Source organism: Bradyrhizobium manausense, from assembly GCF_001440035.1.
Lineage (GTDB): Bacteria > Pseudomonadota > Alphaproteobacteria > Rhizobiales > Xanthobacteraceae > Bradyrhizobium > Bradyrhizobium manausense.
Window position 1 is genome coordinate 115,864 of record NZ_LJYG01000045.1, and the last position, 16,295, is coordinate 132,158.

Annotated in this window: 13 protein-coding genes; 5 read left to right on the plus strand and 8 right to left on the minus strand. The window is 65.8% G+C overall.

Features of this window, described 5'->3' with window-relative positions:
* Nucleotides 1–102 precede the first annotated feature (102 nt).
* Nucleotides 103–1,548 (minus strand): xylulokinase, encoded by a 1,446-nt coding sequence (xylB, locus tag AOQ71_RS10860; protein ID WP_057745723.1) that lies wholly within the window; start codon nt 1,546–1,548, stop codon nt 103–105.
* Nucleotides 1,549–1,789: 241 nt separating this feature from the next.
* Here xylB and AOQ71_RS10865 point away from each other — a divergent pair, with 241 nt between their 5' ends.
* Nucleotides 1,790–4,165: a glucose/quinate/shikimate family membrane-bound PQQ-dependent dehydrogenase gene (locus AOQ71_RS10865; RefSeq protein WP_057745726.1), complete on the plus strand. Its 2,376-nt coding sequence runs from the start codon at nt 1,790–1,792 to the stop codon at nt 4,163–4,165.
* 34 nt (nt 4,166–4,199) lie between these two features.
* Here AOQ71_RS10865 and AOQ71_RS10870 read toward each other — a convergent pair whose 3' ends face one another.
* From AOQ71_RS10870 to AOQ71_RS10900, 7 genes are read right to left on the minus strand one after another with little or no spacing between them, the layout of a single operon-like run.
* Complete coding sequence (locus tag AOQ71_RS10870) at nt 4,200–5,579, minus strand: amidase (RefSeq protein ID WP_057745729.1); 1,380 nt, start codon at nt 5,577–5,579, stop codon at nt 4,200–4,202.
* Nucleotides 5,580–5,582: 3 nt separating this feature from the next.
* On the minus strand, nt 5,583–6,089 hold the full coding sequence (locus AOQ71_RS10875) for a VOC family protein (protein WP_057745731.1): 507 nt from the start codon (nt 6,087–6,089) through the stop codon (nt 5,583–5,585).
* Nucleotides 6,086–7,303: an FAD-dependent monooxygenase gene (locus tag AOQ71_RS10880; RefSeq protein WP_057745734.1), complete on the minus strand. Its 1,218-nt coding sequence runs from the start codon at nt 7,301–7,303 to the stop codon at nt 6,086–6,088. The genes AOQ71_RS10875 and AOQ71_RS10880 overlap by 4 nt, the downstream gene beginning before the upstream one ends.
* Complete coding sequence (atzD, locus tag AOQ71_RS10885) at nt 7,304–8,419, minus strand: cyanuric acid amidohydrolase (protein ID WP_057745737.1); 1,116 nt, start codon at nt 8,417–8,419, stop codon at nt 7,304–7,306.
* The gene (locus AOQ71_RS10890; protein WP_057745740.1) at nt 8,416–10,761 is read right to left on the minus strand and encodes a xanthine dehydrogenase family protein molybdopterin-binding subunit; all 2,346 of its coding nucleotides are present in this window, start codon (nt 10,759–10,761) and stop codon (nt 8,416–8,418) included. Before AOQ71_RS10890 ends, atzD begins: the two co-directional genes overlap by 4 nt.
* Nucleotides 10,758–11,249: a (2Fe-2S)-binding protein gene (locus tag AOQ71_RS10895; protein ID WP_057745744.1), complete on the minus strand. Its 492-nt coding sequence runs from the start codon at nt 11,247–11,249 to the stop codon at nt 10,758–10,760. The genes AOQ71_RS10890 and AOQ71_RS10895 overlap by 4 nt, the downstream gene beginning before the upstream one ends.
* Nucleotides 11,239–12,117 carry an FAD binding domain-containing protein gene (locus AOQ71_RS10900; protein WP_057745747.1) on the minus strand — a complete coding sequence of 293 codons (879 nt, stop codon included), beginning with the start codon at nt 12,115–12,117 and terminating at the stop codon, nt 11,239–11,241. The genes AOQ71_RS10895 and AOQ71_RS10900 overlap by 11 nt, the downstream gene beginning before the upstream one ends.
* 198 nt (nt 12,118–12,315) lie before the next feature.
* Between AOQ71_RS10900 and AOQ71_RS10905 the strand changes: the two genes are divergently transcribed.
* From AOQ71_RS10905 to AOQ71_RS10920, 4 genes are all read left to right on the plus strand, one after another.
* Nucleotides 12,316–13,149 (plus strand): ABC transporter ATP-binding protein, encoded by an 834-nt coding sequence (locus AOQ71_RS10905; RefSeq protein WP_083514111.1) that lies wholly within the window; start codon nt 12,316–12,318, stop codon nt 13,147–13,149.
* Nucleotides 13,150–13,355: 206 nt separating this feature from the next.
* The gene (locus AOQ71_RS10910; protein ID WP_347336693.1) at nt 13,356–14,066 is read left to right on the plus strand and encodes an ABC transporter permease; all 711 of its coding nucleotides are present in this window, start codon (nt 13,356–13,358) and stop codon (nt 14,064–14,066) included.
* Nucleotides 14,066–15,187 (plus strand): ABC transporter permease, encoded by a 1,122-nt coding sequence (locus AOQ71_RS10915; RefSeq protein WP_157083478.1) that lies wholly within the window; start codon nt 14,066–14,068, stop codon nt 15,185–15,187. The genes AOQ71_RS10910 and AOQ71_RS10915 overlap by 1 nt, the downstream gene beginning before the upstream one ends.
* Before the next feature lie 34 nt (nt 15,188–15,221).
* Complete coding sequence (locus AOQ71_RS10920) at nt 15,222–16,211, plus strand: ABC transporter substrate-binding protein (RefSeq protein ID WP_057745753.1); 990 nt, start codon at nt 15,222–15,224, stop codon at nt 16,209–16,211.
* Nucleotides 16,212–16,295 lie beyond the last annotated feature (84 nt).

A 16,295-nucleotide genomic window follows, 5' to 3' on the forward strand; every position in this document is an offset into this window, starting at 1 on the left:
GCGTTTCCTGTTCGCGCCTCGTCGGGCGCGGTTTTGCGCATTAAACAAAAGGCCGCCGCACAGGGCAACAGCGAACAGGTCAAAATGCGCAACCAAGCGAGGCTAGTGGCGTGGCCGATACAGCTGGCGCCAGGCGGGAAGCCGCTCTGCATAGGCCCCAGCCAGCACGGGGTCAGCTTCGAAAGTCTCGACGCGTTGCGGTGGCGTGCAGACGTCTGCGACGGCCTCGCCGGTGACAGCAAGTCGCCCCAATCTCGCCGCACCGAACGCCGCGCCGGTTTCGCCTTCGGCAAAGCGATGGATCGGAACATTCAAGACGTTTGCAAGCACCGACAGCCAGAACCGGGACCGCGAACCGCCGCCGATGACGTCGGCCTCGGTCACTGCAATGCCGGCATCGCCAAGCGCATCCCTGCAATCGGCTAGCGCGAAGGCTACGCCCTCCAGCACGGCCTGCACGATCGCCGTGCGTTCGGTGCCGTGGCTCAGCCCATCGAGCATGCCGCGCACGACGGGATCGTCGTGCGGTGTCCGCTCGCCCGCAAGATATGGCAGGAAGCTCACGGGTGACGGCGCCTGCGCCCGCGGGCCCAGCGGCGCCAGCAGTTCGCTTTCAGGGACGCCGAACAGGCGCGCAGCCCAGGCAAGGCACGACGCCGCCGAGAGAATGGCGCCGGCCTGAATCCACATGCCAGGGATTGCGTGGCAGAAGGTGTGGACCACCCGGTCCGGGTTTGTCGCAATATGGTCTGATGGCGCCAGCAAGGCGCCTGAGGTTCCCAGCGAGATGAATGCAGTTCCGGGACGGATCGCGCCGATGCCGATGGCACCGGCGGGGTTGTCGCCGGCGCCGCCCGCGATTACCGGCCGGCGAACCATGCCCCAACGCTCTGCAAGCTCGCTGCGCAATGAAGCCGCCGGCGCGCACCCCTCCACCAGGCGCGGCATGTGCGCGCGCGACAGGTCGGTCGCGGCCAATGCCGCATCCGACCAGTCCCGGCGCGCCGCGTCAAGCCATAGCGAACCCGATGCGTCGGAGACGTCCTCGACGGCCTCTCCCGATAGAACGAGGCGCAGATAGGCTTTCGGCAACAGCACGCGCCGCGTCGCCGCAAAAACGTCGGGCTCGTGCTTTGCGATCCAGAGCAGCTTTGGCGCCGCAAAGCCGGGCATCGCCTTGTTGCCCGTGATCGCGCGCAAGGCGGCCCAGCGCTGCTCCAGAATGCGACACTCCCCGGCCGAGCGTCCGTCGTTCCAGAGGATGCAGGGCCGCAATGGCCTATCGTTCGCATCGAGCAGCGTCGGGCCGTGCATCTGGCCCGACAGCCCGATGCCTTCGACCCTCGCCAGCTCTTCTCCATGCGAGGCCTTCAGGGCGTCCAGCGTGGCAAAGGTCGCCTCGATCCACTGCGCTGGATCCTGCTCGAAATAGCCTTGCTGCGGCGAGGCGATCGTCAGCGCTCGACTCTCGCTCGCGATCACGCGCTGCGCGCCGTCCACCAGAACGGTCTTGACTGCGGAGGTGCCGAGATCGATGCCCAGATACATGACGGATGTGGTTCCCGGCTATTGCGAGTCCTGAAGACACGACAATGATCGTATTCAACGAGCGCGCAATTCCGAACAGACTTATCACATCGGATCGCAGTTTTTGCCCGCGGATGTTGCATCGACGCAGCAGTCGAAGCTTGCCAGCTGTGGTTGACTTGACCACAGTAACTGCAACTCGGCGCCGTCTGCTGCGTTTGCACCGGACAGTGCTCGATCTTTTTGCCCCGCCGGAGCAACCATGCAGCGATCCAGGGCCGTCTTTGTCACAGGTCTCGTCTATGCCCTGATCGGTCTGGTGCTCGCGGGCGGCGGCCTCTGGCTCGCCACGCTCGGCGGATCCATCTTCTACCTTGTTCTCGGTGCCGGGATTGTCGTGACGGCCGCGTTGTTGCTGGCACAGCGCCATCAGGCGCTCTGGCTGTTCGCGATCGTGCTGGTCGCCACGGTGGCGTGGGCCATCTCGGAGGTGCGGTTCGACTGGTGGCCGCTGGCATCGCGGGGCGACATCGTTTTCCCCATGGCGCTCTGGCTGCTCACGCCCGTGATCGTTCGCGGGCTGCTGCGAGACCAGCCGGTGTCGTACCGAAGCGCGACGCTGCCACTCTGGATCGGCGTAGCTGCCTCTTCGGTCGTCCTCGTCATCTCGCTGCTGTCCAGCTATCACGACAGCAACGGCACGATCGCCGAGCAAGCATCGAGCGTGCCGCAAAGCGAAGCCGACCCTCAGCCGGATGGCGATTGGCGGGCGTATGGACGCACGCAATTCGGACAGCGCTATTCGCCGCTGCAGCAGATCACGCCCCACAATGTCGGCAAGCTCAAGGTCGCCTGGACCTTCCGCACCGGCGACATGCCGACACCGGAGGATTCCGGCGAGACCACCTTCGAGGTCACCCCGATCAAGGTCCGCGACACGCTTTATCTTTGCTCACAGCACCAGGTGCTGTTCGCGCTCGACGCCAGCACCGGCAAGGAACGCTGGCGATACGATCCCAGGCTGGTGTTCAACAAGACGTTCCAGCACATGACCTGCCGCGGCGTCTCCTATCATGAAACCGCTGATGGTGCCGTCGACAGCAGCGGCGCTCCCGCGCCCGGCGAATGCCCCCGCCGGATTTTCCTGCCGGTCAATGACGGCCGCATGATCGCGCTCGATGCCGACAGCGGCAGGCCGTGCGAGAGCTTTGGCGATCACGGCAGCCTCGATCTCCAGGAAGGCATGGGGATCAAGACGCTGGGCTTCTTCGAGCCGACGTCGCCGCCTGTGGTCAGCGACAAGATATTGGTCGTCGCAGCGGCAGTGATCGACAATTATGGGGTCGACGTGCCCTCCGGTGTCATCCGCGGCTTCGACGTCTACACCGGCAAGCTGGTTTGGGCCTGGGACTCCGGCGCAGCGGATGAAAACGCGCTGCCGTCGCCGACGCGTCACTACACCAACGGCTCGCCGAATTCGTGGATCACGGCCTCGTTCGATCCGAAATTGAACCTCGTCTACATCCCGACAGGCAATAACGGACCCGACATCTGGGGCGGCAATCGCAATGCCCTGGTCGAGCGCTATTCCAGCTCGATCGTTGCGCTCGACGTCAACTCCGGCAAGCGCGTCTGGTCGTACCAGACGGTGCATCACGACCTCTGGGACATGGACGTGCCCTCGCAGCCGAGCCTGGTCGATGTCACCACGGCCAAGGGCGTCGTTCCCGCGATCATCCAGCCGACCAAGGTGGGCAACATCTTCGTGCTCGATCGGCGGACCGGCGAGCTGATCGTGCCGGCACCGGAACGCCCGGTGCCGCAAGGCGCCGCGCCCGGCGATCGCAGTGCGCCGACGCAACCGTTCTCCGAGCTGACGTTCCGCCCCGAGGCGAAGCTGACCGGCACGGATATGTGGGGCGGCACGATCTTCGATCAGCTCTTGTGCCGGATCATGTTCCACCGGCTGCGTTACGAGGGCACGTTCACGCCGCCCTCGTTGCAGGGCACGCTCGTCTTTCCCGGCAATCTCGGCATGTTCGAATGGGGCGGCATCGCGATCGATCCGGTGCGACAGATCGCCATCGCCAATCCCATGTCGTTGCCGTTCGTCTCGAAGCTCATTCCGCGAGGTCCCGGCAATCCTCCCGCGCCGACGGCCGAGAAGCCTGTCGGCAGCGAGGTCGGCACGCAGCCGATGTATGGCACGCCGTTCGGGGTGGACATCCAGAGCTTCCTCTCGCCCCTCTCCGTGCCGTGCTACCGGCCGCCATGGGGCTCGATGGCGGCGATCGATCTGAAGACGATGAAGATCGTCTGGCAGCATCCCAACGGCACGATCCGCGACACCACGCCGCTGCCTTTGCCTTTCCGGATGGGCGTGCCGATGCTGGGCGGGCCGATCACGACCGCCGGCGGCGTTGCGTTCTACACCGGCACCTACGAATACACGATCCGGGCCTACGACGTGCGCGACGGCAAGGTGCTCTGGGAAGACCGCCTGCCCGCCGGCGCCCAATCGACACCGATGAGCTACGAGGCAGGCGGCAAGCAATATGTCGTCACCGCGGCCGGCGGTCACGGCTCGTTCGGCACCAAGCGCGGCGACTACGTCATCGCCTATGCGTTGAAGGATTGACCCGCTGCGGCATCGTTATCCCAGCTTCACCCCGTCAGGGCGAATTCGGCCATCGGTGCACGAACAGCCGGCCTTCATATTCTCGAGCAAACCTCGCCAGCGGGCCATCATGATCGCGGCCCGCGATCACTTGAAGTCCGACAGGAAGCGCACCGTCCGGGATGACACAAGGAAGAGACATGGCAGGCAGGCCGAGTGCATTCACGATCGCCGTGAACACGGCATGGCCGCGCGGCCCGACCGGCTGGCCGTCGATGACGGGGGGATGGGATTCGGCGGCCGGCCACGGCATCGCGGCGGCGCACGGCGTGATCAGGAAGTCGTACTGCGCGAACAACGCATCGAAAGACCGGCGCAAGGCTGCGACCTGGTCGAGTGCATTGAGATAGTCGCGCGCCGACAGGCGGCGCCCGGCCGCCTCCATCTCGGCGATGGCGGGACTAACCTGGCCCTGCCAAGCTGGATGCTGTTCCAGGAGCCAGGCGACCCCGGTCTGGCTGATCACGGGCCACACCGCTTCAAGCGGATCGGCCAGCGTGAACGGAGAGAGGGTCTCGACGTCGAGGCCGAGCGCCCGAGCCTCCGCGATCGTGCGTTCGATCACGTCGCGAATGAAGGGGTCGACGGGCGCTCCGCCAAATGTCGGCGCATAGGCGATCCGCGGCCGTGGCGGCAACGGCGCAGCCATGAGGCGCGGCCACGCCGGCGCAGCGATCACCTCCATCGCTGCGAGAACATCCTCGACGCCGCGTGCGATCGGGCCGATCACCTCGAACTCACCCAGGATGGCCGGAAAACCTTTGCCGCGCACCACGGTGTCGCGCGAGGGCTTGAAGCCGACGAGGCCGGTATGAGCGGCCGGGCGCCGGATCGAGCCGCCGCCGTCGGTGCAGAGCGCGAACGCGCACATGCCGGTGGCAACCGCCGCCACCGCACCGCCGCTCGAACCACCTGGTGTCAGAGCCGGATCCCAGGGATTGCCGGTGGTGCCGAACAGCGCATTGTCGGTGTAACCGTGCACGGTGAATTCAGGCACGTTGGTCTTGCCGAGGATGATGGCACCGGCTTCGCGCAGCCGGCGCACCGGCAATTCGTCCTCATCGGGCACGAAGTCGCGATAGAGCTTCGACCCCCAGGTTGCGCGCAGCCCCGCGACGAGGATGTTGTCCTTGACCGTAACAGGCACGCCGTCGAGTGCGCTTGCGGGCTTCCCGTCGTGCCAACGCCGCGCGCTCGCATCTGCCGCGGCGAGCGCGCCCGAAGCATCCAGCGTCACGATCGCATTGAGGCGCGGATTGGTCGCGGCGATATGTGAGAGCGTCGCCTCGATCACCGCGCGTGGCGAAAGGCCATCCGCAAAGGCGCGCGCGAACTCACACGCCGACATGGCCCAGAGCGGAGCGCGATCGTTCATGGATCAGCCGAGTTTCGGGTAGGTCGCCTTGTCGAAGAAGCTCGCGCCCGCGACATATTTGCGGCTCGGCGACACGTCCGGCTTCTCCTCGCCTTCGCCCGATGATTCGAAGGTCAGCTCGAGCTGCACGCCGGAGGGATCGTAGACGAACAGCTGCCACAGCGAGGTGCCGGGCACGATGAATTCGCGCCAGTCGAGCCCGGCGGCCTTGAAGCGCGCCACATAGGAGCGATAGCCCGAGCAGGACAGCGAGACGTGATCGATCGCCGCCGTGCCTGATGGCGCCTTGCCTTCGGGGCCGAGCGCGGGGCCGCCGGCATAGACGTGGATGATGCCGAGCCCGCCCGGCTGGGGGCAGCCGAGCCAGGCACCGGGATAGCCGAAATCGGGCCGGGGAAATTCGCGCAGCCCGATGATCGCGGTCCAGAACGTCCTGGTCGCGGCGAGATCATCGGTCTTGATCGCGATGTGATAGAGACCATGGACGGTCGCGAGCGGCAGATCGGTCATCTCAATATCTCCTCACGCTTGCCGCCGTCGATCGGCGGGCCGATTTGACGATACAGCGCTTTCAGCTTGTCGCGGAACGGCTCGCCGCTCTTCTTGCGCGTGCCCGCGACCGGATCTCCGCCGGCGAGAATCGTGTCGCTCGCGGCCAGCGACAGCTCCATCACGAAGCGCATGCGATCAGACCGCAGCGCCTCGATCTCCGCAAGCCACGCCGCGACGTCACGCACACCGCCCTGATGGCGTTGCGTGATCAGCGCGGCCGCACAGGCGGCATCCTCGATCGCCTGGGTCGCGCCCTGGCCGAGCGTCGGCACCATGCCATGGGCGGCGTCGCCAAGATAGAGCACGTTGCAGTCGGCGGCGCGGTAGAGCAAATCATGCTCCTGCATCCGCGCCCAATGGGTGTCGGCGACGCCATTGCAGAGCTGGTCGATCAGCCAGCGCGCCTGGTCGCTCGGCGGCGCCTCGGCCGGCGTATAGGCGGCGCGCAGCGCCTCAGGCGCCTTGCGGGCCTCGGGGATCTCCCCCTCGATCGGGAACGTGCCGGCCAGATACACGTGATCCGGCGGCACGCGGAACGCCAGCAACCGGTTCGGCCCGTTGAACCATTGCTCATAATCGTCGATCAGGCCGCGCGAGGTGTCAGGCACCAGGAGACGCGAGATCGCAACGCCCGTGAGGCGCACCGGCACTTCGCCGGAGATGGTCCGCCGCACATCCGAGTAACGGCCGTCGGCCGCAATCAGGAGATCGATGCCGTCAAGCCGATGCTCGCTTCCATCCTGGCGCCAGGCAAGTCTTGTCTTGCGCGGATCGGCGGCATCGCGGGCGATATGCGTGATCTCGCAGCCATAGGCGACGCTCGCGCCGGCTGCCTCGCGCAACACGCGGTAGAGCTCCGACCAGCGGATACGCCAGCCGGGCCCATCGGCAACGTCCTTGAGCGGCAGATCGAACAGCACGGTGCCGTCGGTGAGCGATATCCGCCAATTGGCCCAGACGAAGCTCGCCGCGGTGATGCGCGCGGCAAGCTCCGGATCGACCGCACGCAGCGCCTTCACCGCGTTCGGCCCGACATTGAGCCCGGTGCCTGCTTCAGAGTGGTCATCGCGGCTGACCCGCTCGAGGCAGACGACTTCGACGCCGTCGAGCGCTGCAAGCCGCCGCGCCATCACGCATCCCGCGACGCCAGCGCCGATGATGACAATCCGCATCTAGCCAGCCCCTTCCTGCGACGCGATCACGGCGATCAGCCCGCCGCCATCCGGCCCCTGATGCTCGGCGCCTCCAGACACGAAAATGCGTCCATCGCCGATCACGCCGGCCACGAGGCCGGCAACCGCACCTCTTATGTGCCGCTGCGCGTTGATATCGGTGTCGTCGAGCATGGTGTGGCGATGGCCGCGGATCCGGCCGCGCCGGTCCGGCTCGCATTTGACCAGCACCGAGGCGATGCGCGCCGAGTCCGCGGCGGACACCTGCGGGCTGGCCGCGATGCCGAGATCGGCGAGCACGTCGACCACCGCTCCGATATCGAGCGCATCGCTCATCGACCGGTGCGCGATGCGCAAATCGCCCGCCCAGTTCGGGCTGTTGCCGAGCACCACGACCTCGTTGCTTTCGACCTCGACGCCCGAGGAAATGCTGGCACGCGGCGACTGGATCGAGAAATCGGCGAGCAGCGACGCATCGGTAAAGTCGTCCGGCCCGATCTCGGACAGCGCGAGCGCGACGCCAAAGGCGCCGGCGGCGCGCGCAAAGGCCATCGACTTGTTGGGATCGCTGGTGAGCGGTGTCTTGCCGGCGGCGATGGCCGCCGTCGCCCGCGCCACCGTCACGCAGGGGCATTTCACCTGGACGAAATGCACGTCCTCAATCCGTTCGATTCCGGCGTCGCGCATTGCGGCACGCACGGTCGCCGCCACGCTCTCGACATGGGCGCGCCGACCGACCTCTTCGGCCGGCACCGGAGCGCTGAAGGCAGTTCCGATTGCCAGCGCGGACGGATGGTGCTTTGCGGCTTCGCTCTCGCTGACACAGAAGACGCTGTAATGCGGGCTCATCACGCCCTCGGTGCCGCCGGACAGCACGCAGGGGATCTCGCGGATCAGCTCGGCGGCCGGCCGCCCCCGATGCTTCGACAGCAGCGCCATCAGCGTCTGGGTGAAGTAGCCGCGGGTAAAATCGTTGACGCCGCCATTGCCTTCGGTCTTGCCGATGATGGCCGCGACGTCGGCCGCCTTGATCGTGCCGCGCACGATCAGATCATCGAGTTCGGAGAGGTCGCCGGGATGGGCCATCGACAGGCGAAACACGCGTGCTGTTCTCATGCGTCCTCCTGTCGTGTCAGCTCGAACAGCCGGCTCGGGCTCAGTGGAATTTCGAGCAGCTCGACCTTGCGCGAGGTGAGCTGCAGCGCATCCTCGATCGCCTGCGCGAACACCGCACCCACCGGAATGGCTCCCGCCTCGCCCGCGCCCTTGATGCCGAGCGGATTGAGCGGCGACGGCGTCACCGTATGGTCGAGCTCCATGCGCGGCACGTCGAGCGCGGTCGGCAGCAGATAATCGGCGAGCGAAGCGTTGAGGAGCTGGCCCTGATCGTCGAAGGCAAGCTTCTCGAAGAAGGCATTGCCGATGCCCTGCGCTACGCCGCCGTGGATCTGGCCTTCGAGGATCATCGGATTGATCACCGTGCCGCAGTCATGGACCACGACATACTTAAGCACCTTCAGCTCGAGGGTCAGCGGATCGATCTCGACGATCGCGGCATGAACGCCGTTCGCAGTTGCGCCGGAGGGCGGACCGAAATATTGCGTCGACTCCAGCCCCGGTTCGGTACCCGGCCTCACCGCACCGCGCATCGGATTGGCGCGCTGCGCGAGTTCGCCGAGGCGGATGAATTTTCCTGGAATCCCCGCGATCGACACTTTTCCGTCGGCAAGGACGAGGTCCTCCTCGGCGCATTCGAAGGCGTCGGCCGCGAGCTTCAGGGCTTTCCGCCTCACCGCGGCCGATGCCTCGCTGACGGCGTTGCCGGCTACCACCGCGCCACGGCTCGCAAAGGTCCCGGCGCCCCAATAGAACTGATCGGTGTCACCGGTGACGATATCGACATCGGAAGGATCGACGCCGAGCTGGTCGGCGACGATCTGCGCGAAGCTGGTGAAATGCCCCTGCCCCTGGGTGCCGATGCCGGTCGCCACGTTCACCTTGCCGTTGGCCTGCACCTGCACCTTGGCGCCCTCATAGGGGCCGATGCCTGTGCCTTCGACGTAGCAGGCAACACCGATGCCGACGCAGCGTCCCTCCTCGCGAAACTTCGGCTGCTCCTCCTTCAGGAAGCGCTGATATCCGATCGCGTCGAGCGCCTTGGCGAGCACAGGCTCGTAATTGCCGCTGTCATAGCTTAGCGGCGCAAAGTCCTGGAAGATGATCTGATTGTTGTACGGAAAGGCGTCCGGTGGAATCAGGTTGCGCCGCCGGATCTCGGCGCGATCGATGCCGAGCTCCCGCGCGGCCAGATCGAGCAGCCGCTCGATCACGAAAACCCCGTGCTGCCTGCCGGCGCCGCGATAGGGCGTGACGATCGGCAGATTGGTGAAGACGGCCGTGAACGTGCTGTCATAGGCCGGGATCACGTAGGGGCCGAGCAAGGTACACTGGCTGTTGATCGGTACCGTCAGGCCGTACGTATTGTAGGCGCCGGTGTCGTGCAGGAAGACGTCCTTGACGCCGAGGATGCGGCCGTCGGCCGCGAGCGCGATTTCGGCGTCGTGAATCTGGCCGCGCTCATGCGTGGTCGCGACGAAATGCTCGAGCCGGTCCTCGATCCATTTGACCGGACGGTTGAGCCGCATGGAGATCCACGGCAGCCCCACCTCTTCCGGGTAGAACATCATGATCTTCGGCCCGAAGCCGCCGCCGACGAAGGGCGCGATGACGCGCACCTGCCGCTCGCCGAGGCCGAGCATGGCGGCAAGGCCGTTGCGGATGAACACCGGCGCCTGGGTCGTATCCCAGATCGTCATCTGCTGGCCGCGCGCATTCCAATGCGCGACCACGCCGCGGGTCTCGATCGGCGAGGAGATGCCGTGCTCGTAGCGAAAGCGGCGCTTGAGGATGATCTGCGCGTTCGCGGCGGCCTTGCGATAGTCGCCCTTGACCTGGTGGACATGCGCCGCGACATTCGAGCCGAGGTCGTCATGGACCGGCACCGACGAGGACGTCAACGCCTGCTCGATGTCGACGACCGCAGGCAGCGTCTCCAGCTCCACATCGATATCGTCGAGCGCGTCCTCGGCGAGGTAGCGGCTCTCTGCGACGACAACAGCGAGCGGCTCGCCGACATAGCGCACCTTGTCCCTGGCGAGCGGCACCTGGGTGCGCGGATTGAAGGTGCTTCCCGGAATCGGCGGGGGCTGCACCAGAAGCGGACCGGGCTGCCAATAGTCGCCATAGTCCTCGGCAACATAGACCGCGACGACGCCCGGCCGCTGTCTCGCGCGCGATACGTCGATCTGCTTCAGGCGCGCATGCGCAACCTGGCTGCGCAGGAAGGCGACATGCAGCATATCAGGCAGCTCGACATCGTCGATGAACAGCGCCTGTCCGGTCAGGAGCTTCCTGTCCTCGTTGCGCTTGACCGGCGCGCCGAAGAAGCGGGTGCTCATGGCGCCTCCTCCCGCATCCGCGCGGCCGCATCCATCATCGCATCGACGATGTTCTGATAGCCGGTGCAGCGGCAGAGATTGCCTGACAGCGCCTCGCGCACCTCGTCCTCCGACGGCGATGGATGCTCGTTCAGATAGGCCGTCATGGTCATCAGGATCCCGGGCGTGCAATAGCCGCATTGCAGGCCGTGATGGGCGTGCATCGCCTGCTGCACCGGATGCAGCTCGCCGCTCGCAGGCGCCAGCCCCTCGACCGTCGCAAGCGCGTGGCCGTTGGCCTGCACCGCCAGCATCAGGCAGGACCGAACCGGATCACCGTCGAGAAGGATGGTGCAGGCCCCGCATACGCCGTGCTCGCAGCCGACATGGGTGCCGGCGAGCCCGAGTTCATGACGCAGGAAATCGGACAGCAGCAGGCGCGATTCCACCGTGCGCCGATATCTGGTGCCGTTCACCGTGAGCTCGATCTCGTGGTGGTCAGGCTGCATGGCTGATCCGTTGGTGAGCAGTGCGGATGGCGCGCTGGACCAGCACGCCGGCCACATGCCGCTGGTAGTCCGGGCTGGCGTGAACGTTGCCGGACGGTGCGATGAGGTCCCGCACGCCTGCGGCGACCGCTTCGACCGCATCGCCGGTCAAACGGCTGCCGATCATCGGCAATGCTGCGGCACCGGCATCCACCGGCGTCTCGCCGACGCCGCAGAGCGCGAGCCGCACGCTGGCGCAGCGGCGCTCCTCGTCCAGTGTCACGACGGCCGCGACGCCTGCAATGGCAAAATCGCCGCGGCGGCGGGCGATTTCCATGAAGCAGGCGCCGCTGCGCGGGGCCAGGACCGGATAAGTGATATCGACCAGCATCTCGTCGCTGGCGAGGTCGGTGGTGAGCAGGCCGGCAAAGAAGTCGGACGCCGCCACCGTTCGCTCGCCCGCTGCCGACCTGATCCGCATCCTGGCCTGCATGGCGATTGCGAGCGCCGGCAGCTCCGATGCCGGATCGGCGTGGGAGAGATTGCCGCCGATGGTGCCGCGGTTACGAACTTGCGGATGCGCGATATGCGGCAGTGCGTCGGCGAACAGCGGACAGCTCCTGAGGAACTCGCCATCCCGCTCGAGCGCCCGATAGCGCGTCAAGGCACCGACCCTGACCTGCCCCGCCTCCGGGCGATCAATGCCGGAGAGGCGCGTGAGCGCGTTGATATCGATCAGCACCGAAGGCCGCGCCAGGCGAAAATTCATCGCCGGGATAAGGCTTTGGCCACCTGCGAGAAAGCGCGCTTCGTCGCCGTGTTCGGCCTTCAGCGCGAGCGCGTGGTCGAGCGACGACGCCAGGACATATTTGAATGGAGCAGGCTTCATATGGCTCGCATATCGAGGGCTCGCGCGCTTGTTGCGAAAGCGAACACGAAACTATCTGCTGTGAACAAGGCAAGTCAAAAGTCACCCGCGCGTCAATTGCTTCGAAATCAGACAAAAACCTGCTTATTATGCACTTCGCCTGCGTAAAGATTGGGCGCGCCACGACAAACCGCTTTTGCCACAATATTTCGCATCGCCATGCCAAAGCCAAGTCTCTCCATATCAGACGAACCGATCGCGGACCCCCGACCGGGGCGGCTCGTCGTCGACGCCCAAAACATCTCGCTGACCTTCGACACCGCCGACGGCCGGGTCGAGGCGCTCTCCAACGTCAATCTGCAAGTCGCCGAGGGCGAGTTCGTCTCCTTCATCGGGCCGTCCGGCTGCGGCAAGACCACGATGCTGCGGGTGATCGCCGATCTGCAGCAGCCTTCGTCCGGCACGCTCACGGTGAACGACATGAGCGCGGAAGCGGCGCGGCTTGCCCGCAGCTATGGCTATGTATTCCAGGCACCGGCGCTGTTCCCATGGCGAACCATCGAGAAGAACCTGAAGCTGCCGCTGCAGATCATGGGCTATTCCGAGATCGAGCAGCAGCAGCGCGTCGAGCGCTATTTGTCGATGGTCAACCTCACCGGCTTCGAGCGCAAATTTCCCTGGCAGCTTTCCGGCGGCATGCAGCAGCGGGTCTCGATCGCACGCGCCTTGTCGTTCGATCCGGCGCTGCTATTGATGGACGAGCCGTTCGGCGCGCTCGACGAGATCGTGCGCGATCACCTCAACGAGCAGCTCCTCCAGCTCTGGAAATCGACCGGCAAGACCGTGCTGTTCGTGACCCATTCGATTCCGGAAGCCGTATTCCTGTCGACCAGGATCGTCGTGATGTCGCCGCGCCCGGGCCGCATCATCGATGTCATCGACTGCGATTTCCCGACCGACCGTTCCCTGGAGATCCGCGAGACGCCGGAATTTTTGAAGGTGGCGCAGCGCGTGCGCAATGGCCTGCGCGCAGGGCACTCCTATGACGAGTAGCGCGCTCGCCCTGCCCTCGCGTCCCGCGCGCGCGCTTCGGGATCATCCCCTGGTCACGCGCTACGCGCCAGCCNGCCGTCACAATGGTGCTGGCGCTTGTTGCGATCTGGTATGTCGGGGCCGTCGCCATGAACTGGTCGTTGGTCCGCGACGGCTTCGAGCGCGAAGAGACACCCTATACTGTGAGCGACGTGCTCGCCGGCACCATGGATGCCGAGCGGCCCTTGTTGCCGGCCCCGCACCAGATCGCCGCCGCCTTCCTCGATTCCGTGTTCGGCTACCCGCCGCTGGCGCCGCGCAGCCTGGTCTACCATTCGCTGGTGACGCTATCGGCGACCTTGCTCGGCTTCCTGCTCGGCGCGCTGTTCGGGATCGTGCTGGCGCTGCTGATCCTGCACAGCCGCGTGCTGGAGCGCAGCCTGCTGCCCTGGATCATCTGCTCGCAGATGGTACCGGTGCTGGCGCTGGCGCCGATCTTCATCGTGGTGCTGGGGGCGCTCGGACTGCACGGCCTGCTGCCGAAGTCGATCATCTCGGCCTATCTCTGCTTCTTTCCTATCACCATCGGGATGGTGAAGGGCTTTGCCTCGCCCGATCCACTCCAGCTCGAACTGATGCGAACGTGGTCGGCGACACCGCGGCAGGTGCTGTGGAAGCTGCGCTGGCCGGCATCGGTGCCTTATCTGTTCGCGAGCCTCAAGGTCGCCGTGACGATTTCGCTGATCGGCGCCATCGTCGCGGAACTGCCGACCGGCGCGGAAGCCGGCATCGGCGCACGGCTGCTTTCCGGCTCCTATTACGGCCAGACCGTGCAATTGTGGTCGGCGCTGGTCGCCGCCGCCGTCCTCTCCTCCGCCTTGATCGCGCTGATCGGACTGATCGAACGCGCCGTCGGCCGGCGCATGGGGGTGCATTGATGGATCCGCGCAAGCTGAGGCTGGGATTCATCGCCGCGACCGCCGCGCTGGCGCTCGCCTTCGTGCTTCCGCTCGCGCCGCAATCACCGCCTTTGTCGGCTTATGCCGTCGTCCGGTCCATTGTCGGCGCAGCTGCCATCTTGTTCCTGCTGGCCGCCTGGCTGTCGGATCAGCGGGCGACCATTCCCGGTCTTGCCGGCGCGACGCTCGCCGCCACCGCGTCGCTGGTCCTGCTGGACGATGCGGCCGTGGCCGGGACCGCTCGTGCCGGCTTCTGGATGATCGTGATGGCGTGCTGGCTGTCGGCGGCACTCGGTGTGGTCAATCTCGCCGGGACGCATCAAGCCCGGGGCAGACGGCGGCGCGCGCTCGACCTGATGGTGCCGCTCCTGTTCGGTCTCACCGTGTTCTATCTCTGGGAGGTCGCGGTGCGCGGCTTCGGCGTGCCGGCCGTGCTGCTGCCGTCACCGAGCGCGGCGGCGACGAAATTCGCCCATTCGCTGCCGATCCTCGGCGCCGACTTCGTCCAGACCTTCATCCGCGGCGTGCTGGCAGGTTACGTCATCGGCTGCGGCGCCGGCCTTCTGGTTGCGATCCTGGCGCACCGCTACGCCTTCCTCGGCCGCGGGCTGCTGCCGCTCGGCAACTTCTTTTCGGCGCTTCCGCTCGTCGGCGTCGCGCCGATCATGGTGATGTGGTTCGGCTTCGACTGGCCGTCGAAAGCCGCCGTCGTCGTGCTCGTGACTTTCTTCCCGATGCTGGTCAACGCCATCGCCGGGCTGAATGCGGCCGGCCATATCGAGCGCGACCTGATGCGCTCCTACGGCGCCACGCATGCCCAGGCGCTGGCCAAGCTGCATCTGCCGGCCGCGCTGCCTTTCATCTTCAACGCGCTCAAGATCAACGCCACGCTTGCCCTGATTGGCGCGATCGTTGCAGAGTTTTTCGGAACTCCGACACAGGGTATCGGATTTCGCATCTCCACCGAGGCAGGCCGCATGGCCATCGACATGGTCTGGGCGGAGATCGCGTTGGCCGCCCTCGCCGGAATGGCTTTCTACGGCTTTGTCACGCTGGCCGAACGCGCGACAACGTTCTGGCATCCGTCCTATCGGACCTAGGTCGGCGAGGTCCACGTTGAATTTGGAGTCTTGCATGAAGCACGCATTGGCACTGGCCGCAGGTCTTTCGCTCGGCCTGACGCTTTCGAACGCACAAGCAGCCGAACCCGTCACCATCCAGCTCAAATGGGTTGCCCAGGCGCAGTTTGCCGGCTACTTCGTCGCCAGGGACAAGGGCTTCTACAAGGAAGCCGGCCTCGACGTCACCATCAAGCCGGGCGGCCCTGATGTGGCGCCCCCGCAGGTGATCGCCGGCGGCGGCGCCGACGTGACCGTCGACTGGATGCCGTCCGCGCTCGCCTCGCGCGAGAAGGGCGTGCCGCTCGTCAACATCTCGCAGACTTTCAAGAAGAGCGGCCTGGAGCTGACCTGCCGCGCCGACACCGGCATCAAGAAGCCGGCCGATCTCAAGGGCAAGACGCTCGGCGTCTGGTACGGCGGCAACGAATATCCGTTCCTGTCCTGGATGTCGAAGCTCGGCTTCAAGACCGACGGCTCGCCGGGCGGCGTCAAGGTGATCAAGCAGGGCTTCAACGTCGACCCGATCCTGCAGAAGCAGGCCGACTGCGTCTCGACCATGACCTACAACGAGTATTGGCAGGTGATCGACGGCGGCTACAAGCCGAGCCAGCTCGTCGTCTTCAAATACGAGGACGAAGGCGTCGCAACGCTGGAGGACGGCCTCTACGTGCTGGAGAAGAACCTGAAGGACCCCGCCTTCGTCGCCAAGATGGCGAAGTTCGTGAAGGCCTCGATGAAGGGCTGGGAATATGCCAAGGCGCATCCCGATGAGGCCGTGAAGATCATCCTCGCCGCCGACACGACCGGCGCCAAGACCGAGAAGGATCAGAAGCGGATGATGGGCGAGATCGCCAAGCTGCTTGGGGACGCCGACGGCAAGCTCGACGTCAAGGACTATGAGCGTACGGTGGCGACGCTGATGTCGGGCGGTTCCGATCCCGTCATCACCAAGAAGCCCGAAGGCGCCTACAGCTTCGCCGTCATCGAAGCGATGAAGAAGTGACCCAAGGGGAGGACGGCCGCAATGCGTCCCGTCCTCCCTTCATTTCGCCAACGCTCATCAAATCGAACCCTCCGGACGGACATC